Genomic DNA, 26,795 nt, shown 5'->3' with positions numbered 1-26,795 from the left:
CACGCTGTCAGAAGCGTCTGCAACAACGGTTTTCGATACCTGCGCGTTCTCGTTGGCCGACTGCGTGAAGCTTGCGGTCTGCGCCGCGCTGCGGGCCACTTCGTCCGCGGTGGAGGACATCTCGGTGATCGCAGTAACGGCCTGATCGGTTTCGTTGGCGTGACGGATCAGAATGGCATTGGTAACGCCCGCCTGACTGCGAAGTTGTTCGATACCGCTGGCAATCTCGCTGGTGGAACTGCTGACGTCGAGCATCATGCGTTGCAGGTAGGCAATGAAGTTGTTGACCGACTCACCCACTTGATCCACTTCATCGTGCCCTTTGACGGCAATGCGCCGGGTGAGATCGGCGTCACCGGCCGACAGCGTGTCGATGTTGGTTTTGAGCACGCCCAGACGGTTCATCAGCGTGCGCAACGCAACGATCATCAGCACCAGCAGCACCAGAACCATCGGGATCTGCAGCCAGGCCAGGGTCTTGAGGACGGTTTCGCTCTGGCTTTTCAGCAGGTCGGTGTTTTGCGAAACGGCCAGCAGCCAAGGCGTTCCAGCAACCGGCATCAGAAACAGCGTTGATTCTTCGCCATCGCTGTTCTGGTAGGTCAGACGCGAGGTGCCAGTACCTTTGACGGCGAGTGCCGACTTGATGCCATTGATGAACGGTGATTGCGCCGCCAGTTCGGAGACATTGCGCAGCACGATCTTGTCGCTGCTGCCCGGTACGTTGGACAGAATCTTGCCATCGGCCTCGATGATCATGATCCGGCCATGGACTTCCTGCTCTTTGGCTTCAACCAGCTTGTTGAAGAAGCCCAGCGTCACGTCGATGGTCGACACGCCCCAAGGCTGTCCGTCTTTGGTAATGGCCATGGCGCAGTTGGTGCGCGGTTCCGGGCTGGCGGCATCCTGATAGGCGGGCGCCCAGGCGCATTGGCCAGCAGGGGAGTTCAAGCCGCCTTTGTGCCAGCCCTGTTCGAAATAGTTGAGCGACTCAGGCGAGTTCCAATGGGTGTTGACGATCAACTTGCCCGACGCATCGCGATGGTAAAAGGTGCTGTGCTTGGCACGACCGGGCGTGCGCACGTTCGGCAAAGGCCAGATCCCGCCGCCGAATACCTTGGCTTCGCCGTACTGGTTGACCATGAACGGCAGCAGGCGGTCGATATCGTCACTGGACAGCTGCGGCACCAGCTCGGTGATCACCCGCGCCTGCGCCTGTACGCGGGCCAACTCGGTCTTGATCTCATTGCTGATGTCTGCCGCCTTTGCGGTCAGCATGTTTTCATCGTTGGCGGTAAGCCTGGGGGACACGAACTGACCGATGCCATAAACCGTCAGAACAATGACCAGCGCCATGAATCCTACGAAGGTTGCGGTGTAGCGAGCTTGTACTGTCTTGAGCGAGGCCATTTTTTTGTTATACCTGATCCGTAGGAAAGGAATTACCTGACTCAGATGTCGACCGGGATAGATGTTTCTTGATGTGACAGAAGTGCCAACTTCAGTACGATCAGCTGCGTCCCGTGTCGCGTAAGGCGCTAGAGGTACTCTCCCGTGGGTGCATCAGGAACAACCGATATCGCGTAAGCCGCACGCAGAAAATTTTTCAGCCCCTCGCTTGACTTCCTTTTCCTAATCAGTAACATAGCGCTCATTCCGCGATAGCTCAGTTGGTAGAGCAAGTGACTGTTAATCACTGGGTCCCTGGTTCGAGTCCAGGTCGTGGAGCCAGACAAGGTTTCAGAGAAGACTTTAAAAATCTTTGAAACACCGAAAACCCGCCTTCTGGCGGGTTTTTTCGTTTTGGCGCCGAGCGCTGGCAACGCGACAATTCATGGACTTGGCTGAGAAAACACCTTGAGTAGTTTTTAAATCGCCTCCAGTACCAGAAATGAATCTTACGTCTGCACCGAACGCGTCGTTGATCCGCTCGCATCGGAGGACTGCGCTTTAGACCTGCGCTTGTAATCCGCAGGCGTCATCCCGGTAAGTTGAATGAAAGCCCGTCGGAACGAGGTATCCTCGTTGTAGCCGCACTTGAGTGCCACTTGTTTAATGCTGGCTCCCGGTGTCTGGAGGAGGACGCAAGCCGTTTCTATCCTCACTCGGGTAATGAGCTCTTTAGGCGACTCATTGGTTAATTTCTTGAATCGTCGATGCATTGTCCGCTCGCTCAGATTCAACATTTTGGCGAGCTCTTCAGCCGTCAGCCCGGGTCTGGCATGGCGAATGATTTGCTCGGTTTCCAGAAGCAGCGGATCAGCACTATTTATAAAACCGCGGGGTGCATAAACCAGTTGAGGCAGTGGCAAGCTGTCGGTCACAGAAATATCTGCGGTCAACCTGGCGACATCGGCACCGGCCAGGCACCTGATCACGTAGAGGGCTAGATCAATCCAGGACAACGGCCCTCCAGTGGTAATGATGCCGTCTTGCTGCTCCACCGCAGCGCCCCACACGGGCTGAGCCTTTGGAAATCGTTTTTTGAAAGCGTGATGCAGCCACCAGGTAGTGGTGCAACGTCTGTTGTCGAGCAGCCCAGCCTCTCCCAGAACAAACGTACCCGCGCACGCCCCACAGACCAGTACGCCTTGTTGGTGGTTCACTTTGAGCCAATCCGCCGCGCGTTTGAGGGAGTCGGACGTGGGCGGCAATTTATCCGGGCCCAAGGCCATGCCGGTAACGAGGACTGCATCAAAAGACCCCGCGGTGTAAAAGTCTGCATCAACGGGAATCAGTCTGCCCTGAGGATCGCGCAGCGCCTTGCCATCCGAACTGACGATGATCGTCTCAAATTCAACATCGATCTTGGCCCTCATTTCCGAAGCCAACCCGGGCGGTGGTGATTTCAGCGCCTGATTGGTCATCCAGAACAAATCAGCCAGCCCAGTGATGGCGGACATCAAGCTACCTTCCACAGCAACAATCGCAATGCGCATGGCAAATCCTGCTTTGGCAATCAAGTTGGCGAGTTTTGCATGAAGTGTGGCCTATTTGTTATCTAACAGTTCCAGTTGGGCCTGCTTAAGCTGTGCACAGTCATTTGCAACGGCGCTCCGACATGAAACTGCCGCTCCACACGAACTCCATGCGTCAAGAAGAGAAACGTCCCAGTCAACTGAGCTGGCTGAGCTGGCTGAGCTGGCTGAGCCGGCTTGGCCTGGCCTTGGGTTTATCGCTGTTGTTCTCCAGTGGCCCGGCCATGGCTGCGTTGCCTAACGGCACTGTGCGCAACATCGTGCTGGTACATGGCGCATTTGCCGATGGCTCGAACTGGTCGTCGGTGATTAAGCAACTGACCGCCATGGGCTATTACGTCACCGCAGTGCAGAACCCGATGACCTCATTGCAAGATGACGTTTTGGCAACGCAGCGCGTGCTTCGCCGACAAAAAGGCGACGTGCTCCTGGTAGGGCACTCATGGGCTGGCACCGTGATAACACAGGCCGGTAACGCCTCCAATGTGAAGGGCCTGGTCTATCTCTCCGCTCTGGTGCCCGACAGCGGTGAATCAGCAGCGGGCCTCCTGCAGCGACTGAATGCACCTATGACTGGCCTGACACCCGATGAGGAGGGTTGGCTTTGGCTGGACGATCCCGCGCAGTTTCATCTCGTCATGGCGGCGGACTTGCCGATGAAAAAAGCGCAGTTGCTTGCATCAGTCCAACAGCCTATCGCAGCAGCCTGTTTCGCGGAGAAGATCCAGCACGCGGCGTGGCACGACAAGCCAAGCTGGTACTTGCAAACAACGGATGACAAGGCGCTTTTACCGTCGGTACAGCGGGCTATCGCGAAACAGATTGGAGCGCAGACCTTATCAATTCGATCCAGCCATCTGTCACTAGTTTCTCATCCCGATACGGTAGCCAAGTTCATTGATCACGCCGCCAGAGAAGCCGGACGATGAAAAGTGTTCACGGCTTTTTTGACAACAACCATTACTTATCTCAAGGGCCTCAAGCATGAAAATACTGCATATTGACTCAAGCATAATGGGCAGCAACTCCATAACCCGTGCACTTTCCTCGACCCTTGTTGCACACATTCAAGGCAGCCACCGCGAGGCTCATGTGAAGTACCGAGACCTGGTCGATGATGAGTTGAAGCATCTCACGGGTCCTATTGCAGCAGGGTTCCGGCAAACCGGGATCAATGATTTTCCGGAGGCCATTCTGCAGGAGCATCAACTGTCAGAAATCCTGGTTATGGAGTTCCTGGCGAGCGATGTGCTGGTTATCGGTGCTCCTATGTACAATTTCAGCGTATCGAGCCAGCTAAAGGCCTGGCTGGACAGGATCGCTCAGGTCGGACGAACTTTTAAATACACAGAACATGGCCCTGTAGGTTTGTCCGGCGGCAAACGCGTCATCGTGGTCTCGGCTCGTGGGGGATTCTACGCGGACGGACCACTGCAAAAAATGGACTTCCAGGAAAGCTATCTCAGGGCATTTTTTGGTTTTCTGGGAATTAGCGATGTCCACTTCATCCGCGCTGAGGGCGTTTCCAGAGGCCAACCAGTACGAGATCAGGGCGTTGAAAAAGCAACCGCTGCAATGTCCGCTGTCATTGCAGGGTTGTCAGTCCCTGCTCAATAACTCACCCAGTCTGGAGGCTTGATTTTATGCTATTTGCTATCAAACTTACTTACCTTCGTCCTGCTGAGGAAGTCAACGCTCATCTGGACGCCCACAAAGCGTGGCTGGTCAACTATATACAGTCCGGAACTGTACTGTTTGCCGGCCCTCTCGCCGATGGGAACGGGGGCTTCATCCTTGCGCACGGTGAACACATCGCGGACATTCAACGAATGGTCGCCGAAGATCCGTTCGATGTTCACCGGTTGGCGACTTTCGATATCCTGAGTTGTAATCCTGCAGTGCGCTCTGCCGATTTCGCAGCCCATTGGGCCTGCGGAGCCAAGTACATAGACCGTGTTTAGCGCGTTGTTTTTCGCATAAGCGTTTGTGATTTTTGGGTGCCTATACTTCTATTCAAGTCCAGCTCGTGGAGCCAGACAGTATTTCAACGCTGCCAGGCAATGCCATTGAACAAGAAAAAACCCGCCTTTATGGCGGGTTTTTCGTTCTTGATGACCGTCAGCCAGCCCGGGCCGCCCGCCTGGGAGTGAGTGAACAGAATGCCGGGGCCGATCTTGTCGAATATTGCCGATACCCCGTCAGAGATGACGTTCATATCGAATGGCCCGGTGTTTGGCGTCATGGCCCTGAAAAACTGCTCGCGTGTGCCGGGATCACGAGCAACCTGCACGCCATTGAAGTACTCGGGCCACAGGCCGATGCGAAACTGGTTGAACCAGAGTTGCTCGTCCGGTGTGGGTTTGAGTGTTGCCTCGACCATGCTGCGACCGGCGTCGCCGCGGCGCGGCTGATCGATCAGGTAGACGCCGAACCGGCGCCGCAGAAATATATTCTGAAAACCCTCACGGCCATCAGCGGTAGTTTCCCAGGTCCTGGAGAACTGACCTGCGCCGTGCCACATGACGATTGGCAGTTTTCGTGCGTTGACCGGCACTTGATAAAACACATAGGCATGGTCCCCGTGGTAAGTCTGGCCATCGGGCTGCATGGGTTTGCGCGGGTTGAACGTGCCCGGTGCAGTGATCATCTCGCCACCGGCGGTAAAGCTGCCTTGTTTCTGGATCGTCAGCGGCGCGCTGTTATTGCCCGGTTCGCTGGAACTCACCGCACAGGCTGCCAGCATGCCCGCCATAGCAAGCGCCAGAAGGTTTCTTGCCATGTTCATGATCAGTCCTTTGACGTTTCGAGTGCTTGTGTCAGCGCCTCGCGTGCGCGTCTGGCGATGGTTCCATCTGCCTGTTCGGCAAGTATGTTGGTCACTTCGCGCAACTGTGCAGCGCTTAAACCCACCCTCATGCTTGCCAGCATATGGGAACGCAACTGCGGCTCGGCACCCGGCGTTGCTGCCAGGGCGCCGACGGTGGCCAGCTCGCGGCTTTGCCAGTCGAGGTTGTCGCGCTCGAAGATGTCGCCGAACAGATGGGTTTGCAGGAACTGATTGATGACAGGGGCGAAGTCGAATAAAGGCCCTTTGACGGTGCCGCCGGAAATGCGTGTCTGATTGGCTACTCCTGCCTCACGCAACGCCTCGCCTGTGGGGATCGCCCGGCCGGGTTCGTTTCCGGTTGCGTCCTGAATACCGCGCTGTTTGCGTGCCTCAACCGTTTTCATCAGTTCGCCCAACGCATTGAGGCTGCGTGGAAACCCGGCATAGGCGTAGAGCTGAACCAGAATCTCCTTGGCCTCACTGATGGTTAGGCCCGCGTCGAGCCCCTGATTCAGCGCCGAGTCAAGCTTTGGCATATCGCTGGTCGCCATGAACGCGGCGATCAATGGAATGGCTTGCTGCTTGCCAGACAGCGTGCCAGCCGGTGGCGTCGTTTTTGTCATGGCGGGCGCTGTCGCACGCTCCTGAGCGACAGCGGCCGTTACATTTCCCAACCCGAGGCACGCTGCCAGTAAAGCAGCCAGTGGGCGGGCTCTGCGATGAAGTACTGAGCCGAAAAGCGACGGTGTCATTGGCGCATGCCCTCGTATTCTGCGTCGGAGACCTTTTCGGCCCATGTAACAGCTTTACCTTCCAAAGCTTCTGCCAGCGCGATATGCGTGATGCCGTTGGTGGCCGTCGCTCCGTGCCAGTGGCGTACCGACGGTGGGATCCAGACGACGTCCCCGGGACGTATTTCCTGACGAGGCCCACTTTCTTTTTGCACATAGCCGACACCGGCAACCACGATGAGCGTTTGCCCGAGCGGATGGGTGTGCCAGGCGGTGCGTGCGCCAGGTTCGAAGGTCACGGTGCCACCGCCAATGCGGGCTGGACTGTCTGCCTTGAAAAGGCTGTCAACACGCACTGCGCCGGTAAAGTTTTCGGCGCTGCCTTGAATGGAAGGCTGCGTGCCTCCACGGGTAATGCGGATGTCCGCGGACTGCTCGGCATGCGCCACTCCGGTGACCAACGAGAAGACAACAGGCAGGGCAATCAGGGTTTTCATCGGAATAGTTCCTGACAGGGAAGGGACGCTGCTGCGCATTGGCAGCAGCCTTGATCAATGTGCGGTCACAGACCGGTCATCTTCAGCGCCGCTTCGGGCAGGCGATCACCGAGCAGAGCGATGCGGTCTGTCTGCTCGTGAATCATGTGCAGGTCCTCCGCAGTCAGTTCCAGTTCGACGGCCCCGAGGTTTTCATCAAGACGGTGTTGTTTCGTAGTGCCGGGTATCGGGACGATCCAGGGCTTTTGGGCCAACAGCCAGGCCAGCGCCACTTGCGCAGGCGTAGCGTTCTTGCGCTGGGCAACCGCCTTGACGACGTCGACCAGCGCCATGTTGGCCTTGCGTGCGTCCTGGGAAAAGCGCGGTACGACGCTGCGAAAGTCCGAGGCATCGAACTGCGTGTGCTCGTCGATCTTTCCGGTCAGGAACCCCGAACCCAGTGGGCTGAATGGCACGAAACCGATCCCTAGTGCTTCAAGCCCAGGCAGAAGGTCCTGCTCGGGACCACGCCAGAACAGCGAGTATTCGCTCTGCACAGCTGTCACCGGCTGCACCGCATGGGCGCGGCGAACGGTATCGATACTCGCCTCGGACAGGCCAAAATGCTTGACCTTGCCCTCGGCAATCAGGTCTTTGACGGTGCCTGCGACATCTTCGATGGGGACGGCGGGGTCGACGCGGTGCTGGTAGAAAAGATCAATGCGGTCAGTGCGCAGACGCTTCAACGCCGCTTCGGCGACGGCGCGAATATGCTCAGGGCGACTGTTCGTGCCCGCGCCTCTGGCACCGCTGATCAGGTCGATATCGAAGCCGAATTTGGTGGCGACGACCACGTGATCACGAATCGGCTGCAAGGCTTCGCCCAGTAGCTCTTCGTTGCTGAACGGGCCGTAGGCTTCCGCGGTATCAAAGAAGTTGACCCCACGCTCGTGCGCGCTGCGGATCAGGCTGATCATGGCCTGCCGGTCGGCGGCCGGGCCATAGGCCGAGGTCATGCTCATACAGCCAAGCCCCAGCGCCGATACCTGAAGAGAACTGTTGCCTAAATTGCGTTTTTGCATCGTGTGCCTCCCGTGGAGCGAACCAGCACAGCTCGCGGGCGAAAAAACATGGATGGGCTGTTCTCAGTGACGATTGCACTGCAGCAACATCGGTCGAAAGGAAGTTATGCGAGGGGAGGCTGAGATACTAGACGGGTAAATCGGCAAGGGCATATGAGGAAAACTAATTAATCGGCTGCTGAACGAGTCTGGAGCAGACTATCGCGCCAATGCGCAGCATGGGCGCGATAGTCATCAGGACGTGTGTATAACCGTGAGCGATGAGTATCACGGCGATAATCAATGCTCAATACGGCGAAATAGTCCCCAGCAAACCCACCGCTATCGCCAGCAACAAAAAACCTATCAATGAAAGTCCGAGCTTGCCCATGAGCGTCTCCTGCTGATCGATCTGTCTGTAACGAGTCGCAGGTTCCGGTCTATGACGGTTGTCCTGCGCGTTTTAATGCGTGGCCATTATCCTGCGCAGGCAGATTCTGGTACAGATTCAGAAACAGCTTAAAAATACGGATCAGTTGTACGTGGGCCGAACGTAAACACTTCAGAACGACGCGATGATTCGTCCAAGCATCGCCATGGCCTGCTCGCTGCGTTCATCCCAGGGCGTGCCGTAGTTCAGGCGTGCGCAGTTCTTGAAGCGCTGCGAGGCCGAGAAGATCGGGCCGGGTGCCAGGCTGATACCTTGGGCCAGGGCCATCTGGAACACCTGCAGCGAGTCCACTTGCTCGGGGAATTCGAACCACAGAAAGTACCCGCCAGCGGGGCGTGTGACGCGTGTCGCTGCCGGGAAATAACGAGCGGCAGCAGCCAGCATCGCGCCTTGTTGCAGTTCGAGGGTGTCGCGCAATTTGCGCAGGTGGCGATCGTAGCCGCCATGTTTGAGGTAGTCGGCAATCGCTGCCTGGGCGGGGACAGAGGGTGAAATGGTGGTCATCAGTTTCAGCCGATTGATCTGTTCGGTATAACGTCCGCCTGCCACCCAGCCGACACGGTAGCCGGGAGCCAGGGTCTTGGAAAACGAGCTGCAGTGCATCACCAGCCCGCTGCGATCCAGGCTTTTGACCGGATGGGGTGCATTGGCGCCGTAATACAGTTCGGCGTACACATCGTCCTCGATCAGCGGGATCTGCTGCCGTTCCAGCAGGTTGTAGAGCCTGAGTTTTTTCGCCTGGGTCATGCTCGCGCCCAGCGGATTCTGGAAGCTGCTCATGAACCAGCAGGCTTTGATCGGCAGGCGTGTCAGGCTGTCCTGCAGCGAATCGAGGTCCACCCCGTCACGCGGATGCACGGGGATTTCGACGGCTTTCAGCTTCAGACGCTCCAGCACTTGAAGGCAGGCATAGAACGCCGGAGCTTCGATGGCGACCAGGTCGCCGGGCTCGGTGACGCACTGCAGGCACAGGTTCAGGGCTTCCATGGCGCCATTGGTGATGACCAGTTCGTCAGCGGGCAAGCGCACGCCGCTGATCATGTAGCGCAGGGCGATCTGTCGGCGCAGCTCGGGGTTTCCGGTGGTCATGTCGCTGACGATGCCCGCAGGCGTCAGCGCACGCACAGCTGAAGCCATCGACTTTGCCAGGCTCGCCAACGGATACAGGTGCGGGCTGGGAAACGCCGAGCCAAATGGCACGGTGTCCGGGTCCTTGAGCGAGCCGAGCACTGAAAAGATCAGGTCGCTGACACCCAGTTCGGTGCCTTCGCTGGCGTGTCTGATCAGTTCAGGTTCGGTCAGTGCATTGGCGGCATGCTCGCGCACGTAATACCCGGAGCGTGCGCGGGCCTGAATCAGTCCCTTGTCTTCCAGCAGGTAATAGGCCTTGAAGACCGTCGCCGGGCTGACGGACCAGGTGCGACTCGCGACGCGTATGGACGGGACTTTTTCCCCGGCGGGCAGGACGCCGCTGCGAATCATTTCCGAGATGTCGGCGGCGAATTTTTCGTAACGTTTCATAAGCGGCATCGAATGAACAAGGCTGCATCATGAGCGAAACCGGTCATAACGAACAGAGACACAACAACTGTAAAAAACAGAATCAGATGGCTTGTTCACGTGTTTCAGGGTGTTGCGTCATCCGTCACTCAGGTCGTTCGGGGAGATGACTTGCGCTTGAATCACTCAAACGGATAGGTCTATGATGCCAGCGCCTTACGACCCATCGAAGGAAATAGACGTGTCCCGTTCCAACTGGCTGCCTACGCCGCCTTAGCGCTACGCCCCCCTCGCAACACTTGACTGCCTTCTTGCTGCAGTCGCCCGTTGCTGCGCCCGTTTTTTGGTCGCCGCCACTCCCACCCTGACTACTTAATCGAAAACCGATGCTCCTGCTCGTCCGGCAATCGCTGCCGTGCGTCTTGCTGCGTCTGTCACAGGTATTTCCATGCTCGAAAAAATCAAAGCTACGTGGTTTTCCAACGTTCGTGCCGATGTATTGGCCGGGCTTGTCGTTGCATTGGCCCTGATTCCAGAGGCCATCGCGTTCTCCATCATCACCGGGGTAGACCCGAAAGTCGGGCTTTACGCGTCGTTCTGTATCTGCGTGGTCATCGCGTTCGTGGGCGGGCGCCCGGCGATGATTTCTGCGGCTACAGGTGCGATGGCATTGCTGATGGTGAATCTGGTCAAAGAGCACGGGCTTCAGTATTTGCTGGCCGCCACCTTACTGTGCGGCGTGCTGCAGATTGTTGCGGGGTATTTGCGCCTCGGAGAACTGATGCGCTTTGTTTCACGATCAGTCGTGACCGGCTTTGTGAACGCGCTGGCGATTCTGATTTTTATGGCCCAACTGCCAGAACTGACCCATGCGACCTGGCCGGTCTATGCGATGACGGCGGCGGGCCTGGCGATTATCTATCTGTTCCCGCGCCTGCCATTGCTGGGCAAACTGCTGCCGTCGCCGCTGGTGTGCATTCTGCTGCTTACGGCAATGTCCATTTACATGGGCCTTGATGTACGAACAGTCGGTGACATGGGCGCAATGCCTGACAGCCTGCCGGTGTTCATGTGGCCGGACGTTGCACTGAATCTCGACACGCTGTGGATCATCCTGCCGTATTCCGCGGCGTTGGCGGTGGTGGGCCTGCTTGAGTCGATGATGACCGCAACCATTGTCGATGATCTGACCGATACCGCCAGCGACAGGAATCGTGAGTGCAAAGGGCAGGGCATTGCCAATATCGCCAGTGGTCTGATCGGCGGCATGGCCGGTTGCGCGATGATCGGCCAATCAATGATCAACGTGAAGTCGGGGGGCAGAACGCGACTCTCGACCCTCAGCGCGGGCTTGCTGCTGTTGATCATGATGCTGTTTCTGGGCGACTGGCTGGCGCGTATTCCGATGGCAGCACTGGTGGCGGTGATGATCATGGTGTCGATCAGTACGTTCAGTTGGGAGTCGATCCGCAACCTTAAACAGTACCCGCTCTCGACCAATATTGTGATGGTCGTGACGGTCATCGTGGTGGTCGCCACCCATAATCTCGCCTACGGCGTGCTGGTGGGTTCTCTGCTGGCCGCGATGTTCTTTGCCAGCAAGATCGCCCGTTATCTCGACGTCACTTCGCAACGTGACCCCGAGCATAGCCACCGCACTTATTACGTGACCGGTCAGGTGTTCTTCGCTTCTGCCGAGCGCTTCATGGCGTCCTTCGACCTGCGCGAAAACGTCGAAACACTCGCCATTGATCTGCGCGAGGCGCATTTCTGGGACATCACTGCGGTTGCCGCGCTGGACAAGGTGGTGCTCAAGTTGAGGAGGGCGGGTATCAGCGTGGACGTTGTCGGCATGAACCGGGCGACGGCCACGCTGGTGGACCGCTTTGGCGTGCACGACAAACCGGACGCTATCGATTCGTTGATGGGGCATTGATCCGCAGGTCCGGGTCAGCAGGGTCAGGCCGGGATTTCCAGGCGGATCACCGACCCGCCGCCAGGCCTGTTGCGCACCCCGATAGTGCCGTCATGCTCGAGGCAAATAGCCCGGGCGATGGACAGGCCAAGGCCGCTTCCTCCCGAATAGCGCGCCCGCGAACGTTCGGCGCGCCAGAAACGGTCGAACACCTGCTCGAGGTTTTCCGAGCCGAAGCCGGGCCCGCGGTCCGAGACGGTCAGTTCCATGCTCCGTGCGCTGGCCCTGCCGACAATCAGCAGTTCACCGCCCATCGCCGAGTAGCGCAGCGCATTATCGACGAGAATATTGACCACCTGGCCGATCCGGTCACGGTCGGCGGTGACGGTCAGTCGTTGGGGGATGTCGATCGTCACGACAACGCCCGCTTCATCGAGCTGTGCGGCAAACCAGCTCAGGCGTTCGGCCACCAGTTTCTCAAGGGAAAATACCGTCTTGTCCAGAGTCAACTGGCCAGCGCTGGCCAGTGAGAGAAGGTGCAGATCGCTCACCAGTTTGTTCAACTGGTTGAGCTGGCGGTGGACCATTTCCAGTTGTGCCAGATCGCGCGGGAACACTTCATCGATCATGCCCTGAATGCGCCCCATGGCCGCGTTCAGTGGCGTGCGCAGTTCATGGGCGATCATCGCGCTGGACTCGCTGACCTCCAGTTCGTAACGGCCCAGTTGGGTAGTCATGGTGTTGAAATCGCTGACCAGCGCCTGTAGCTCGTCCGGGTCTTTGTCGCTCATGGGCAGGCGCGTCTTGAAGTCGCCCTGGGCGACCTGACGCGCGCCCTTGGCAATCGAAGAGAACTGGCTGGAAAGCGGGCGGGAGAACAGAAAGCCGAAAAAGATGATGATCGGGATGGCCATCATCACCAGCGCTGCCAATACCCACCACTCCTTGTTGGCGATGCCCGGCAGCAGGTTTTCGATCGGGTAATACTCAAAGAACAGCTCGCGAAGCTTGACCATGTCCATGGCAGGTTCGGCCTGCAACCTCACGAACTCCGTGCGCACATCGACTGGCATTGCCTGCAATGTGAGCCAGTCAGACACCGTGACGTGCAGCCACATGCAGAACGCGATCACGATGACTGCGCCGACGGCCAGCATGCTCATGCGCATGCCGACCCAGTGCCATAAAGGTTTCTGCCGGTGTCTGAGGAAACGTCGCATGAGGCTCACCTGAATCGATAGCCGACAGAGCGGACAGTCACCAGCACATTATCCACGCCGTGAATTTCGAGTTTGCGACGCAGATTGTGCACGTGCGCATCGACAACCCTGGCCAGCGCCTCGCTGTCGGGCAGGCAGATTTCCAGCAATTCTTCGCGGGTGAAGGCTTTGGAGGGTGTTTTCAGCAAGGTCGAAAGGATCTTGAACTCGGTGGGTGTCAGGTCGAGCAGTGTGTCTGTGCCGTCGTGTCCTTCAATGATGGCGGTGACTGCATCCAGGTCCACCAGCAGGTTCTGGTAACGCAAATGGCGGTCGTTACTGGCGTTCTGCTGGGAGCGGCGCAGCACCGCGTGCACACGGGCCACTACTTCCTTGGGGTTGTAGGGCTTGACCACGTAATCGTCAGCCCCGTAGCGCAATGCACCGAGCTTTTCCGGTTCGTCGCCCATGGCCGTGACCATGATCACCGGTGTGTCGCTGCAACGGCGCACCGCCGACAGCACGTCCGTACCACTGACCAGCGGCAGCATGACGTCCAGCAGAATCAGGTCGGGTTTCCACTGGCGATGCATATCGATACCGCGCTGCCCGTTTTCGGCCAGCCCTACGCTGAACCCGTCACGACGCAGATAAGCCTCGAGAATGCTGGCGCTGTCGGCATCGTCTTCGACGATCAGAATGCGTTTTCCTGACACAAGAATGCCTCTTGATCAAATCTTGATAATTCACGAACGGTTTATTGAAAGTCGACGTTCAGGATTGCGTCCAGAGCCCACTGTCGCGGACAGATCCTATGCTGATGAGTACACCGCTGTCCAAGCGTATCCGCAACCTCGGATGCTGTTGCCTGGCTATGCTGCTGAGCCTGGTTTTTTCCGGTTGCTCGTTGATTCCCGAGTATCAGCGCCCGGCCTTGCCGGTTCCTGCAAACCAGTTGTCTGCTGTCGTCCCGGCCGGTGATGCGTCCATTGCCATCGCGCTGACTGCGGACGAAGAAGCGCTGGCTGCCGAGCTGTCGCCAAAGGGTGAATTGCGGGCTCTGTTGCAATCAGCCCTGACGTTCAATCGCGATTTTCGCGTGGCGCTGCTGAGGGTGGACGAAGCCAGGGCGATGCGCGGCATAACCCGTGCCGATCGTTTTCCGACAATTGCCGCAGGCGTCCAGCGTAACCGCCAGCACTTCGATAATGCGGCTGCCGATGAGCGTTATGGTCAGGACATTTCCATAGCATCGGTGGGCGTCTCGGACTTTGAGCTGGATTTTTTTGGGCGCGTGCGCAGCCTGTCCGAGGCCGCGCGGCATGATTATCTGGCCAGCACGTATGGCCAGCAGGCGGCGCGCAGTGCGCTGGTTGCCGAAGTGGCTCGCGCCTGGCTGGCCGAGCGTCTTGCCGCCGCCGTGCAGCAGGATGCGCAGACCGTTCATGACGCCCGGCTGATGCTGGTAAAGGCGGCCGAAGAGCAGCAGCGCCAGGGTGCCATTTCACTCGACGATCTGATGGCGAAGCGCCTTGAAACCTTGACTGCACAGCAGCAGGTACAGGATGCGCTAAGCGATCACGCGAACGCTTCCCAGGCTTTGCTGCTGCTCACCGGCTACTCGGCAGTATTGCCAGCCACCACGCCGGAAACGCCAGCGCTGACCGCCGCGCTGGTCGAGACACCGGCCTGGCTGTCGAATCTGCCGTCTCAGCGTCTGCTTGAGCGTTTTGATATTCGTCAGCGCGAAGAAGCACTCAAGGCCAGCAACGCCAATATCGGAGCCGCCCGTGCTGCATTCTTTCCGTCCATAAAACTCAGTACCAGCGTAGGCCTGCAAAGCGACAGTCTGCGCAAGCTGTTCAGCAATGGCAGCGGTACCTGGCTGTTCTCACCGCAACTGAACCTGCCGTTGTTCGACGGCGGGCGTAATCAGGCCAACCTGGATCTGGCGCATGTGCGCCAGCAGATCGCGGTCGCCGAGTATGAAAAAGCCGTTCAGAACGCCTTCCGTGAAATGGCCGGTGTGCTGACCCGTCGTCAGCAGGCCCTGGGCCATGTTCGCAACGAGATCGAGCGCGTCGCGCTGGTGCAGGAAAAAGTGCGCCGCCTGTCTTTCGAGCTCAATGCCGGTGCTGCCGAACGCACGGCATTGCTGGGCTCCACCATCCGTATCGCCGAAGCCGATGCAGCCGGTCGCAAGTCACTCGATGAGCTGCAGCAAAACCGAATCGACCTGTTTCGAGTGCTTCGCGGCGCAGAACCGACAACCCCACCTCAATCCTGAATGAAACCGGAGTATTACCATGAGTCCTGAAATCGTTCGTCCTCATGTTCGTCCTGCACTGCTCAAGCCTGCGCTAGGCGTGTTGATCGCCTCAGTGGCCATGACACTGGTCGGTCAGGCCTTTGCTCAGGACAGCGCGTCCACGCAAAGCCAGTCCATTCTCGGCGACAGGTTCAACGTCAATTTCGGCCTCAGTATGGCCGTGCTGCCGCGCTACATGGGGGCCGATGAATACCGCAGTCAGGTGTTGCCGATGCTCACCGTCCAGCGCGGCATCTTTTTTGCGGATACCGCGCGGGGAGTGGGGCTGCAATGGCAGTCGGATTCCGGGTTCGGGGCCAGCGCAGCGCTCAACTACGATTTCGGCCGTACCGAGAAAAACAGTACAAACCGCCCTGGTTCCAATGAGCTCATAGGGATGGGCACCGTCAAGGGTGCAACGGTTGGCGACTTCATGATCTCTCAACAGCTCACACCGTGGTTGTCGGCCAGTGCCGAGGCCGAACTGCGTGTGGCCGGTGAAAAGCGTGGCAATCGTTACCGCTTGGGTTTTGAGGGCATCGCCTACCACAGCCAGACCGATACGGTGACGCTGGATATCGATGCGCATGCCGGTGACGGCCGTTACAACCAGACCTACTTTGGTGTGAGCCCGATCCAGAGCCAGCGCACCGGCTTTTCCAGGTTCACGGCAGACAGCGGGATTTACGCGTACTCGGCTGCGCTCGCCTGGCAGCACACCTTTGATGCCCACTGGTCAACCGTTGCAAGCGTCGGGGTGACTCACTACACCGATCAGACCCGTGGCAGCCCGCTGGTCGAGACCGATGCCGAAGGCAGCGGTTTGATTGCCTTGAACTACGCCTTCTAAAGGGGTGAAGCCTGCCATGCGATTACATCCCGATGGGTTTCCTGATCTACAGCGATGTGTTTTACACGCTTGCAGTATCGTAATGATCGCCCTGATGGTCAGTGGGTGCAGCGATAAGCATACGGCCAGCGTCTCGGCCATCCGTGCCGTCAAGGTTGAAGCTGCACGGGCAGGAGAGGGAACCACGGTGCGCTTTATCGGCACCGTTCGGCAGCAGGAGCGCGCCAGTCTGGCGTTTGAATCGGCAGGCACCCTGACAGAACTGCGGGTCGACATTGGCGATACCGTTGAAAAGGATCAGGTGCTCGCCAGCATTGACCGACAGCCTGCGCAGTTGCGTCTGCAAGAGGCGCAGGCCAGCTTGCGCCTGGCCAGAGCGCAGGCGGTTGAACGTGAGCTTAATTATCAGCGTCAGAAGCGTCTGCTCGCGGCAGGCAGTGTCGCCCAGAGTGTGGTTGAGTCAGCCCTGGCATCCAGTGAACAGGCCAAGGCCGAGCAGGTCCGGGCCCAGGCCGAACAGGCTCTGGCCCATCGCGAGCTGGACCGCACCCGTTTGATCGCACCCTTTGCCGGGCGAGTAGTCGCACGGCATGCACAGCCGCGCATCGTGTTGCCCGTCGGGCAAGTGGTGCTGGACATCGAATCCGCTGCCGGGCAGGAGGTGGTGGCTGCTGTTCCGCTGGCGCTTGCCGAAACGCTCAAACCTGGTGACCTGGCCAGAGCCTCAAGCGCGGCAGACGGCACTTCAGGGTTTGATCTGGCACTTGAAGGCATCTCACCCCGTGCCGATGACGGGCTGGTCAGAACGGCTGTGTTTCGTGTGTTGCGGCCTGCCAGTAGATTGCCCAGCGGCGTCACGCTGCTGGTGCAGATGCATCCCGATACCGGCACACAGCCCTTGTCGGTCCCGGTCCAGGCGTTGTGGATGGGCACCGGCAGCAACGCCGCCGAGGTCTTTGTTTACCAGCCAGGCGGAACAGTCGCCATCCGCTCTGTTTCGCTGGGTACGGTTAAAGATGGCCGGGCGTTGATCGCCAGCGGCCTGGCTGTCGGGGAGCGAGTGGTCACTGCCGGCGCTGCTTTCCTGCAGGACGGCGAGACCGTCACTCTGTTTCAGCCTGGCACACGTTTGACCGGGGGCACGCAATGAGTCTTACCTACCGCGCAATGAGCGCGAGCCGCCTGACCCTGTTTGCGGCCTTCCTGATTTTGCTCGCCGGTGTCGCGACCTTTTTGGGGTTTCCGTCGCAGGAAGAACCTTCGGTGACGGTTCGCGACGCACTGGTCAGCGTGTCCCTGGCCGGGCTCTCCACCGAACGGACGGAAGAGCTGCTTGCCAGGCCACTCGAAGAGCGGATCCGTGAACTGGCCGAGATCAAGAACATTGTCACCACGGTCCAGCCAGGCCGGGTGATTGTGCAAGTCACGGCGTATGACTCCATCAAGGACCTGGGGCTGCTGTGGCAACGACTCCGGGCGAAGGTAAGCGAAACGAACGGCGTTTTCCCGGCCGGCACCCAAGGGCCCTTTGTGGACGATGATTTCGGTCGCGTGGCAGTGGCTTCCGTTGCGTTGACGGCGCCGGGTTTTACCATGAGCGAGATGCGCGCGCCGATAAAACGCCTGCGCAATCAGCTTTATGAGCTCAAGGGTGTCGATCAGGTCGAGCTGTATGGCCTGCAGGACGAGCGAATCTACCTCGACTTCGATCACCAGACACTGGCGGCAGCCGGACTTTCGCCGCAGCAGTTGCTCCAGCAATTGCAAAACCGCAACCTGATCGCGCCGGGAGGCAACCCGGTCATCGGGCAACAGAGCACCACGCTCTCGGTCAGCGGCGAGGTGCTGTCGCTGGATCAGCTTCGTCAGTTTCCCGTGCAGTTGCCCGGCGGGCAGATGGTAGCGTTGCATGACCTGACCCGAATATCGGTGAGCCCTGTCGACCCGCCGGAAACCGAAGCGATCTATCAAGGGCAGGATGCTGTGGTGCTGGCCGTTTCGATGCAGCCCGGGCTCAATGTCCAGACGTTCGGTGCCGCTCTGCGCAAAAAGCTCGGTGAGCTGGAACAACAACTTCCAGCGGGTTTTACCCTGCACATCGTGACGTTTCAGTCCAGCGTGGTTCAGCACGAAATGAACAAGATGTATCACGTCATGGCCGAAACGGTCGTTATCGTGATGTGTGTGGTCATGCTGTTTCTGGGCTGGCGTACCGGCCTGGTGGTCGGGGTGATTGTGCCCCTGACCATCCTGAGTACATTGCTGGCCATGCGCTCGCTGGGGATAGAACTGCAGACGGTGTCGATTGCCGCGATCATCCTGGCCCTCGGGCTGCTGGTGGACAATGGCATTGTCATCGCCGAGGACATCGAGCGGCGTCTGCACGCCGGGGAGGACCGACGGCGGGCCTGTGAGGAAGCCGGGCGTACGTTGATGATCCCCTTGCTGACTTCGTCACTGGTCATTGTGCTGGCGTTTTCGCCGTTCTTTCTGGGGCAGACCAGCACTAACGAATACCTGCGTTCGCTGGCGATTGTGCTCGCCACCACGCTGATCAGCTCGTGGCTGCTCAGCATCACCGTGACGCCCCTGTTATGCTTTTACTTCGCCAAGGCACCGGCAGTCTCAGGTGCGACTGACAACGCCGATGAGTATGCATCGGTGTTCTATCGAGGCTATCGAAAAGTCATCGAGAGTCTGCTGAATCACTCCTTGATCTTCATCACCAGCATGCTGGGATTGCTGACGGTTGCGGTCGTTGTGCTGACCCAGGTGCCCTACGACTTTCTGCCCAAGTCCGACCGCATGCAGTTCCAGATTCCGCTGGTGCTGGAGCCCGGCAGCAGCTCGCGTGCCACGTCTCAGGCCGTGCGCGATATCAGTCAGTGGCTGAGCAGCGATCAGGACGTCAAACACAGCATCGGCTATGTCGCCAATGGCGGGCCGAGAATTGTTCTGGGTCTCAATCCGCCTCTGCCTGCGCCGAATATTGCCTACTTCACGGTCAGCGTGCGTGACGGTGCCAACCTCGATGCAGTCATTGAGCGAACCCGACATTTCATCCTGACTCAGCACCCCGAAGTCGAAGCGCAGCCCAAGCGGTTTTCCATGGGCACCACCGAAGCCGGGATTGCGGTCTACCGGGTCATTGGCCCTGACGAAAAAGTGCTGCGAAATATTGCCCGCAAAATCGAGCAAGCCTTGTCGGCGTTGCCCGGAACCCTGGACGTACATGATGACTGGCGTACCCGGCTGCTGCGTTATGACGTAGTCGTCGATCAGTACAAGGCGCTGCATGCCGGTGTTTCCACTCAGGACATCGCGCAAGCTCTGCAACTGAGGAACACCGGGCTGTCTGTGTCATCGTTGCAGGATGGTGAAACGGCTGTGGCGATTGTGGCTCGTGAGCAGGGCACATCGATTACGCCTGCCAATGATCTGGACAGTACGTTGATTTACCCGGCTTCCGGGGCGGCGCCGCTGATGTTGTCCGCCATCGCGACGGTCGAGCCCCAGGCCGAGGCATCGACCATTCAGCGCCGCAACCTGGAGCGTGCGATTACTGTGGTCGGACACAACCCGTCGTTGACCGCCACCTCGATCATTGAGCATCTGGCACCACAGATTGCGACGCTCAACATGCCAGCGGGGTATCGCATCGAACTGGGTGGTGAAATTGAGGACTCGGCCGAAGCCAATCAGGCACTTCTGCAATACATGCCGCACGCGCTGGTGGCGATGCTGTTGTTGTTCGTGTGGCAGTTCAATTCGTTTCGCAAGCTGCTGATCGTCATCTCCAGTGTGCCCTTTGTGCTCATCGGCGTGTCGTTGGCGCTGGTGCTCACCGGATACCCGTTCGGCTTCATGGCGACGTTCGGGCTGCTGTCGCTGGCCGGGATTATTGTCAACAACGCGGTGCTATTGCTCGAACGCATCGAGGTTGAGCGCGGGCACGGGCTGTCGGTTCGTGAGGCGGTGGTCAACGCAGCGATCAAGCGTTTGCGGCCGATCGTGATGACCAAACTGACCTGCATCATCGGCTTGGTCCCACTGATGCTTTTTGCCGGCCCGCTCTGGGAGGGTATGGCAATCACTATCATGGGCGGGCTGGCGTTGGGCACACTGGTGACGCTGGGCTTGATCCCGATTCTGTATGGGCTGCTGTTTGACACGTTCGAACGCTGGCGTACCGCGAGTTGACTCATGACGGCCGGTGCTTGTGTAAGGTATGGTCCTGAAAACCTCGACGAAATGAACACAAGGACGGAACAACATGCGCTCATTCTCCCGCTCGCCACTGGCCGCTCATCTCGCCCTGGCACTTGCGTTGACAGCTCTGGCACCAGCGGCCATGGCCGAACCGCACAAGGCGATTCAGGCCGATGCCGAGCAATACAAGGACGAAGCCTTGCAGCTGCTGGAGCGTCTGGTGAACATCGATTCAGGCTCCGGGTATGTACCGGGCCTGACCAAAGTCAGTGACATCGCGATTGAGGAACTGAAAAAGCTCGGTGCCACTATCGAGCTCGTTCCGAATACGCCCGAGGCCAGCAATCATGTAGTCGCTACCCTGAAAGGCACCGGCAAGGCGAAGATTCTGCTGATGGCACACATGGACACCGTGTTCAAGGAAGGCTCTGCGGCCGAGCGTCCGTTTCATATCAAGGATGGTCGTGCCTATGGCCCTGGTGTGATGGATGACAAGGGCGGCATTGTGGCGGCCATCTACGCATTGAAGGTTCTGCACAACCTGAAATTCACCGACTACGCGCAGATCACGGTGTTGCTCGACGCCAGCGAAGAAACCGGTTCAGGCGTCGCTACCGAGCTGATCAAGAAAACAGCGAAAGAGCATGACGTGACGCTCAACCTGGAGCCGGGTCGTCCTGCCGATGGTCTGGTGGTGTGGCGCAAGGGGTCTGCGACGGCACTGGTCGAAGTCAAGGGCAAAGCCTCGCACGCGGGCGTTGCGCCGGAACTGGGGCGTAACGCTGCCACCGAGGTTGCGCATCAGATCCTGCAACTCGGCAAACTGGGCGATGAGGAGAAGAAAACCACTGTCAACTTCACCGTGCTCAAGGCGGGTGACCGCACCAACGTGATTCCTGATCAGGCCAGCGCCAAGGCCGATGTGCGTGCCGCCGTGCCGGAAGAGTTCGACCGCGTCGAGCAGGACCTGGTCAGGGTGTCGGCCAACAAACTGGTGCCTGACACCGAGGTCAAGACCAGTCTGGTCCGTGGCTTGCCGCCAATGCCGCAGACCCCGCAGTCCGATGCTTTGGTCGCGATGGCACAGGGCATCTACGGTGAACTGGGGCGCACCCTGACCATCGAGGGCAGCGGCGGGGCGGCTGACTCAAGTTTGTCTGCCAGCGTAGGAACGCCGACGCTGGATGGTTTCGGCATCGTCGGTGGCAACATCCATACGCCTGAAGAGTACGCCGAGGTGGGCAGTGTGGCGCCACGGATCTATCTGCTGTCGCGGATGATCATGAAGTTGTCCGGGCAACCGTGATTCGAAAAGCCTCCCGCGCAAGGTAATGAGAAGTGTTTTCCGCACGCTTCTCGTTCCTCGCGCTCCGCATTGGAACAATAAGCAGTTAGATTGTGTATAACGAGGAGCGCAAGGCACGGGAGGCTTTAGAGTCCATAACGCGTTTTTAAACAGATACAAGACTGCAGCGCCCCCGATAGTGCATACAACGGGAGGCGGCTGGAATAGCGGTTCATTGTCGGGTATTTGCCGACAACTAGTTGTCATGACCCATCCCCGTGTTTACTCATGCGTCACATTGCAGGATTTGACCGATAACCTGCAGCCTCTTTATTTACACCTTAGCGATACAGAAAAGCTGTCGTTGCGGCTCCAGAGCCTTGGAGGGTCAGCGTGCTTTCACCTATTTGCTTTAAACCATGGCCATTTTATCAGTGCGTCCGCGGCCTTGGCGCGAGCCGGTTTTCGCGCGCTGGCCGGTTGGTATTTCTGTATATATTTAATTATGACCTTAATACCATGTCGAAAAGATAGGCTGTCCCCTGTCAAGACTAAGCACACGATCCTTTGACGTGGGCTAGAGGTCGGTACTGTCAAAATCAACTTCAAAAAAGTTCAACAAATCGGATACAGGGTCGATACAAATATTTGACGTCATGATGATGGCGTTCTAATATTGCCCACCTTTTGATATCAATATGCTACTGCAAGGACGCACCGTGTACCCTCATGCTCCCAGAGTGGCCCTGCTGCTCATGCTCGCCATTGCGCCGTTCCCCTTGCTTGCAGCCAGCCCTCCCACCAGTTTGCCAGGCGAACAAGACCTCATTCGTGATCGTCAGGACCGCTTGCTCGAAGAGCAACGCCGTCGTCTTGAAGACCTCAAGGACCTGCCGGGCAAACAAGCTGCACCCGCGGTACCAGGCGCGCCTGCTGACACCCGCTGCTTCACCATTCAGCGTATAGAGCTCAAGGGCGCTGATTCACTGTCGCCCGCCGAGCGTGATGAGCTGATCGCGCCGTATCAAGGCAATTGCCTTGGCGTCGCCCAGCTCAACGAGTTGCTGAAAGTCATCACCGATCATTACCTTGAAAAAGGCCTGGTGACGACTCGCGCCTATCTGCCGCAACAGGACCTGTCTACAGGCGACCTGCAAGTGCTGGTCATTGAAGGCAAGCTGGAGCATCTGCGTGGCGATGCTGCCAGCGGTCTGTCGGCGCGTGAGCTGGCCATGACCTTTCCCGGCAAGGAGGGCGAGATGGTCAACCTGCGCGAAATCGAGCAGATGGTCGATCAGCTCAACCGTCTGCCGTCCAACCAGGCGCAGATGGAACTGACCCCCGGCCAGGTCGTCGGCGGCAGCGATGTGGTGGTCAAGAACACTCCGCAAAAACCGTGGCGAGCCAACCTGTCGCGTACCAACGAGGGGCAACGCAGCACCGGTGAGCAACAATGGAACGCCGGGCTTGAATGGGACAATCCGCTGGGGCTGGCCGATCAGTTCAGCCTGCGCGGCGGCCACGACGCGATCAGCGACCGGCAGAAAGCCTCGCGCAATGCCTCGCTTGCCTACAGTTTGCCCTGGGGCTGGTGGACATTCAGCTATCTGTACAACACCAGCGAATACCGCTCGGTGGCCCAGGCCTCGAACATCAACTTCAAGCAGGACGGCGACAGCCAGAACCACCAGTTCAAGGCCGAGCGGGTCGTGTACCGCGACGCGCTGAGCAAGACCTCGCTCAATGCCGGTTTGTCCTACCTGCGCACCAACAATTATGTAGAAGACAGCAAACTGGCGCTCAGCAGCAACCGCATCACCGAGGCGCAGTTCGGCATCAACCACGGTCGGCGGGTCGGTTCGGCGTTCATCAACATCGACCTGGGCATGCAGCAGGGCATCGGCGCGCTGGATGCGCAGGGTAGCCATGATCCTGGCCCGGGCCAGGCCGATGCGCGTTATCGCAAATACACCGGCACCCTTAGCTACCTGCACCCTTTTCAGCTGTGGGGCGAGAACCTGAGCTTCACCAGCCTGGCCACCGGGCAGCGCAGCGAAGATGTGTTGTTCAGCTCGCAACGTACCAGCCTGGGCGGGTCGTCGTCGGTGCGCGGTTACAAGGATGAGTTTCTGTCTGGCGACAGCGGTGGCTACTGGCGCAATGAAGTACGCCTGACCCGCCCGGTCACGCTGGACTGGCTGCGCCCGGTGTTCGCCGAATATGGCGCTGCTGCCGGTTACGACCAGGGCGTGATCCGCAACGACCGTTACAACGGCGACCAGCATGGTCGCTTGTCGAGCAACTCGTTCGAGCTGTTTACCCGAGGTCAGCACGTTGCTGCCTCAGTGACGTTCGCTCATTCCCTGGAACGTCCCGATGTGATCGAGCGCGAAGCGCCGATCTATTTCCGTATGGACTTTTTCCTCTAACCACACCGTATTCAACCTACCTGTTCCGAGGTCATTTACATGGACGTTCACCAACTGGCTCTGCTTGCTCGCCAGCCTTCTGCCTTGCTGATCGAGCGCCAGTCCTTTTGGGGAATGCCCAAACGCGGCCTCGCGCTGATTCTGGCCAATGCCCTGTTCTGGCAGCCGCTGCTGGTTCAGGCCGAAGGCATCGTGGTCAGTGGGCCGAATACCAGCCTGAGCCAAGCCGGTAATGGCGTGCCCATCGTCAACATTGCCACGCCCAATGCCACCGGCCTGTCGCACAACCAGTTCCAGCAGTACAACGTCGACAGTCAGGGCGTCATCCTCAACAACTCGACGAACCAGACCCAGAGCACTCAACTGGGCGGAATTATCGTTGGCAACTCCAACCTGCGCGGCACGGCCGCTACCACCATTCTTAACGAAGTGGTTGGGGCCAACGCCAGCCAGCTCAGGGGCTACACGGAAGTGGCCGGGCAGGCGGCGCGGGTCATTGTCGCCAACCCGTATGGCATCAGTTGCAACGGCTGCGGTTTCATCAATACCCCGCAGGTCACGCTGACCACCGGTAAACCGGTGCTGGATGCCAACGGGCAGTTGCAGCGTTTCAATGTGCAGGGCGGCAGCATATCCATCGACGGTGTGGGGCTGAACGCAGACAACGTCGACCAGTTCGACATCATCACCCGCAGCGCGAAGATCAATGCCGAGCTGCACGCCAAGCGCCTCAACATCATTGCCGGTCGTAACGATGTCGATGCGCAGACCCTCAATCCCACGGCCCTGCCTGACGACGGCAGTGCCAAACCGGAACTGGCCGTCGACAGCTCGGCGCTGGGCGGTATGTATGCCGGCGCGATCCGTCTGGTGGGCACCGAGGCGGGTGTGGGCGTCAGGCTGGCTGGCGATCTGGCGGCCAGTGGCGGCGATATCCAGATTGATGCCAACGGCCATTTGAGCATGATGCAGACCGCGGCAAGCGGCGCTGTCACGGCCAGGGCCAGCAGTGCCGAAGTCAACGGCCCGGTCTATGCGGGGTCGTCATTGACCATGAGTACCGCGGGCGATCTCACTACCCGGCAGAACGTTGCCGCACGCGATGCGCTGAGCCTTTCCGCAGGCGGACAACTCAACAACTCGGCGGTGATCGAGGCGGGCGTCAATGCCGACAACAGCCGCAATGGTTCGGGTGATGTAACGCTGTCTGCCAACGGGTTGACCAACAGCGGCAGCATCACCGCCAGTCGCGCCTTGCAGGCCACCATTACCCAGACCCTGAACAACCAGGGTGCCACACTGAACGGGCAGTCGAGCACACGCATCGTGGCCACAGCCATCGACAATCGTCAGTCAGGCCGAATTCTGAGCCAGGGCGGCACTGTCGATATCAACGCGTCTCAGGTGCTCAACAGCCAGAGCGGGCTGATCAGCAGCAATGGCACGATGATCATCACCGCCGCTTCGCTGGACAACAGCCAGCAAGGCAAGCTGTTCAGCAGCAGCGCTTTGTCCGCTCGTATTTCCGGGCCGTTGCTCAACCAGCTGGGGCTTATCAGCGCCAATGGCGATCTGCTACTCAACGCGGCAAGCGTGGACAACCGCAGCGCGGAAATCTCCAGTCTCGGCAGCCTGACCTCGACCGTCAGCCAGTTCGACAACCGCGAAAAAGGCCGTCTGCTGGCCAACGGCGCGCTGCAACTGACCTCTGACCACCTGAACAACCAGAACGGCTCGGTGGCAGGGCAGCAGGGCGTACAGCTGAACCTGGGGCAACTGACCAATATCGGCACCGGCAGCGTTTACGGCAAAAACAGTCTGAACCTGGCCGTTAGCGGCGCGTTGAACAATGACCAAGGCACACTGCGCAGCGACGGCACCCTGGATATGCGTGCGGCGTCCCTGAGCAATAACACCGGCAGCGTGACCAGTGCCAGCACGGCGTCAGTCAGCACGAGCGGTGCGGTGGTCAACCGCGGCGGGCAGATCCTAAGCGATTCAACCCTGACGCTGACCAGCGCCAGTCTCGATAACAGCCAGAGCGGGCGTATTGCCGGTAATGGTCTGGCACTCACCACCGGTACCTTCGATAACCATCAGGACGGTCGCCTGACCAGTACCGGCGCACTCCAGCTGAATGCCGGGCTGGTCAACAACAGCGATGCCGGTCGCATTGCCAGCGCCATGGCGCTCACCGCTGTGGTCACCGGCCTGAATCAGACCAACGATGGCCGGTTGTACGGCAACGGTGATGTCAGCCTGGACCTGAGCAACGGCCTGCTGACCAACCAAGGCGGCCTGATCAACGCGCCGGGCCAGTTACTGCTGAAAAACCTGAGCGTGGTCAACAACCAGAGCGGTGAAATCTCCAGTGCCAATGGCTTCACGCTGGCCGCGACCACGCTGGATAACACCGAAGGTTCGGTGATCAGCGACAAAGCCTTGATCGTGCGTGTCGACCAGCTGCTGACCAACCTGCGCGGCCTGATTTCCGCCACTGGTGTCGAGCTGAGTGCCGCGACGCTGGACAACCGCAACGCGGAGCTCTCCAGCCTTGGAGAGCTGACCGCAACCGT

18 protein-coding genes, 1 tRNA gene and 2 pseudogenes are annotated in these 26,795 nt (G+C 58.9%); 12 read left to right on the top strand and 9 right to left on the bottom strand.

The genetic code is table 11. The features are described 5' to 3' along the window. Positions 1 to 273: 273 nt before the first annotated feature. Positions 274 to 1,143: pseudogene (locus RYC17_RS26975) on the bottom strand (cache and HAMP domain-containing protein); the annotation flags it as partial. 512 nt (positions 1,144 to 1,655) lie between these two features. Between RYC17_RS26975 and RYC17_RS16440 the strand changes: the two are divergent. Beyond that, positions 1,656 to 1,731: transfer RNA gene (locus RYC17_RS16440), tRNA-Asn, on the top strand. 167 nt (positions 1,732 to 1,898) lie between these two features. On the opposite strand, the gene RYC17_RS16435 is transcribed toward RYC17_RS16440, so the two are convergent. Then, positions 1,899 to 2,939 carry a GlxA family transcriptional regulator gene (locus tag RYC17_RS16435; RefSeq protein ID WP_003435886.1) on the bottom strand — a complete coding sequence of 347 codons (1,041 nt, stop codon included), beginning with the start codon at positions 2,937 to 2,939 and terminating at the stop codon, positions 1,899 to 1,901. 122 nt (positions 2,940 to 3,061) lie between these two features. On the opposite strand from RYC17_RS16435, the gene RYC17_RS16430 reads away from it, so the two are divergent. The 3 genes from RYC17_RS16430 to RYC17_RS16420 are packed head-to-tail and all read left to right on the top strand — an operon-like array spanning position 3,062 to position 4,939. Beyond that, positions 3,062 to 3,907 (top strand): alpha/beta hydrolase, encoded by an 846-nt coding sequence (locus RYC17_RS16430; RefSeq protein WP_122265413.1) that lies wholly within the window; start codon positions 3,062 to 3,064, stop codon positions 3,905 to 3,907. Between the two features lie 55 nt (positions 3,908 to 3,962). Continuing rightward, positions 3,963 to 4,595 carry an FMN-dependent NADH-azoreductase gene (locus tag RYC17_RS16425; RefSeq protein WP_003371994.1) on the top strand — a complete coding sequence of 211 codons (633 nt, stop codon included), beginning with the start codon at positions 3,963 to 3,965 and terminating at the stop codon, positions 4,593 to 4,595. Positions 4,596 to 4,621: 26 nt separating this feature from the next. Beyond that, positions 4,622 to 4,939: a YciI family protein gene (locus RYC17_RS16420; protein ID WP_316903781.1), complete on the top strand. Its 318-nt coding sequence runs from the start codon at positions 4,622 to 4,624 to the stop codon at positions 4,937 to 4,939. Between the two features lie 137 nt (positions 4,940 to 5,076). Here RYC17_RS16420 and RYC17_RS16415 read toward each other — a convergent pair. The 5 genes and pseudogenes from RYC17_RS16415 to mapR all read right to left on the bottom strand — a co-directional run. After that, positions 5,077 to 5,763, bottom strand: a pseudogene (locus tag RYC17_RS16415) (alpha/beta hydrolase); the annotation flags it as partial. Positions 5,764 to 5,765: 2 nt separating this feature from the next. Continuing rightward, positions 5,766 to 6,428 (bottom strand): carboxymuconolactone decarboxylase family protein, encoded by a 663-nt coding sequence (locus tag RYC17_RS16410; protein WP_316903779.1) that lies wholly within the window; start codon positions 6,426 to 6,428, stop codon positions 5,766 to 5,768. 125 nt (positions 6,429 to 6,553) lie between these two features. Continuing rightward, positions 6,554 to 7,033, bottom strand: coding sequence for a cupin domain-containing protein (locus tag RYC17_RS16405; protein WP_003372002.1), 480 nt, complete (start codon positions 7,031 to 7,033; stop codon positions 6,554 to 6,556). A gap of 65 nt (positions 7,034 to 7,098) precedes the next feature. After that, positions 7,099 to 8,094 (bottom strand): aldo/keto reductase, encoded by a 996-nt coding sequence (locus RYC17_RS16400; protein ID WP_316903776.1) that lies wholly within the window; start codon positions 8,092 to 8,094, stop codon positions 7,099 to 7,101. Positions 8,095 to 8,635: 541 nt separating this feature from the next. Beyond that, positions 8,636 to 10,045 carry a GntR family transcriptional regulator MpaR gene (gene mapR, locus RYC17_RS16395; protein WP_316903774.1) on the bottom strand — a complete coding sequence of 470 codons (1,410 nt, stop codon included), beginning with the start codon at positions 10,043 to 10,045 and terminating at the stop codon, positions 8,636 to 8,638. A 427-nt stretch (positions 10,046 to 10,472) separates the two neighbouring features. Here mapR and RYC17_RS16390 point away from each other — a divergent pair, with 427 nt between their 5' ends. Then, positions 10,473 to 11,960, top strand: coding sequence for a SulP family inorganic anion transporter (locus tag RYC17_RS16390; protein ID WP_058401863.1), 1,488 nt, complete (start codon positions 10,473 to 10,475; stop codon positions 11,958 to 11,960). 23 nt (positions 11,961 to 11,983) lie between these two features. On the opposite strand, the gene RYC17_RS16385 is transcribed toward RYC17_RS16390, so the two are convergent. Both RYC17_RS16385 and RYC17_RS16380 read right to left on the bottom strand, forming a co-directional pair. Beyond that, complete coding sequence (locus tag RYC17_RS16385; RefSeq protein ID WP_316903772.1) at positions 11,984 to 13,159, bottom strand: sensor histidine kinase; 1,176 nt, start codon at positions 13,157 to 13,159, stop codon at positions 11,984 to 11,986. A gap of 5 nt (positions 13,160 to 13,164) precedes the next feature. Beyond that, positions 13,165 to 13,854, bottom strand: coding sequence for a response regulator (locus RYC17_RS16380; RefSeq protein WP_005780163.1), 690 nt, complete (start codon positions 13,852 to 13,854; stop codon positions 13,165 to 13,167). A 98-nt stretch (positions 13,855 to 13,952) separates the two neighbouring features. On the opposite strand from RYC17_RS16380, the gene RYC17_RS16375 reads away from it, so the two are divergent. The 7 genes from RYC17_RS16375 to RYC17_RS16345 all read left to right on the top strand — a co-directional run. Further along, on the top strand, positions 13,953 to 15,425 hold the full coding sequence (locus RYC17_RS16375; RefSeq protein WP_316903770.1) for an efflux transporter outer membrane subunit: 1,473 nt from the start codon (positions 13,953 to 13,955) through the stop codon (positions 15,423 to 15,425). A 19-nt stretch (positions 15,426 to 15,444) separates the two neighbouring features. Continuing rightward, the gene (locus tag RYC17_RS16370) at positions 15,445 to 16,296 is read left to right on the top strand and encodes a MipA/OmpV family protein (RefSeq protein ID WP_316903768.1); all 852 of its coding nucleotides are present in this window, start codon (positions 15,445 to 15,447) and stop codon (positions 16,294 to 16,296) included. An 82-nt stretch (positions 16,297 to 16,378) separates the two neighbouring features. Next, the gene (locus RYC17_RS16365; protein WP_316903766.1) at positions 16,379 to 17,446 is read left to right on the top strand and encodes an efflux RND transporter periplasmic adaptor subunit; all 1,068 of its coding nucleotides are present in this window, start codon (positions 16,379 to 16,381) and stop codon (positions 17,444 to 17,446) included. Then, the gene (locus tag RYC17_RS16360) at positions 17,443 to 20,496 is read left to right on the top strand and encodes an efflux RND transporter permease subunit (RefSeq protein WP_316903764.1); all 3,054 of its coding nucleotides are present in this window, start codon (positions 17,443 to 17,445) and stop codon (positions 20,494 to 20,496) included. The genes RYC17_RS16365 and RYC17_RS16360 overlap by 4 nt, the downstream gene beginning before the upstream one ends. Positions 20,497 to 20,569: 73 nt before the next feature. Then, the gene (locus RYC17_RS16355; protein ID WP_316903763.1) at positions 20,570 to 21,811 is read left to right on the top strand and encodes a M20/M25/M40 family metallo-hydrolase; all 1,242 of its coding nucleotides are present in this window, start codon (positions 20,570 to 20,572) and stop codon (positions 21,809 to 21,811) included. Between the two features lie 698 nt (positions 21,812 to 22,509). After that, positions 22,510 to 24,219, top strand: a complete 1,710-nt coding sequence (locus tag RYC17_RS16350) for a ShlB/FhaC/HecB family hemolysin secretion/activation protein (protein WP_316903761.1) — start codon at positions 22,510 to 22,512, stop codon at positions 24,217 to 24,219. 39 nt (positions 24,220 to 24,258) lie between these two features. Further along, positions 24,259 to 26,795: filamentous hemagglutinin N-terminal domain-containing protein (locus tag RYC17_RS16345; protein ID WP_316903759.1), on the top strand; the 2,537-nt coding region annotated here is incomplete at its 3' end.

The organism is Pseudomonas syringae group sp. J248-6 (assembly GCF_032586995.1).
Lineage (GTDB): Bacteria > Pseudomonadota > Gammaproteobacteria > Pseudomonadales > Pseudomonadaceae > Aquipseudomonas > Aquipseudomonas amygdali.
The sequence above is the reverse complement of the archived record's forward strand: the minus strand, read 5'-3'. Positions and strand labels throughout refer to the sequence as shown.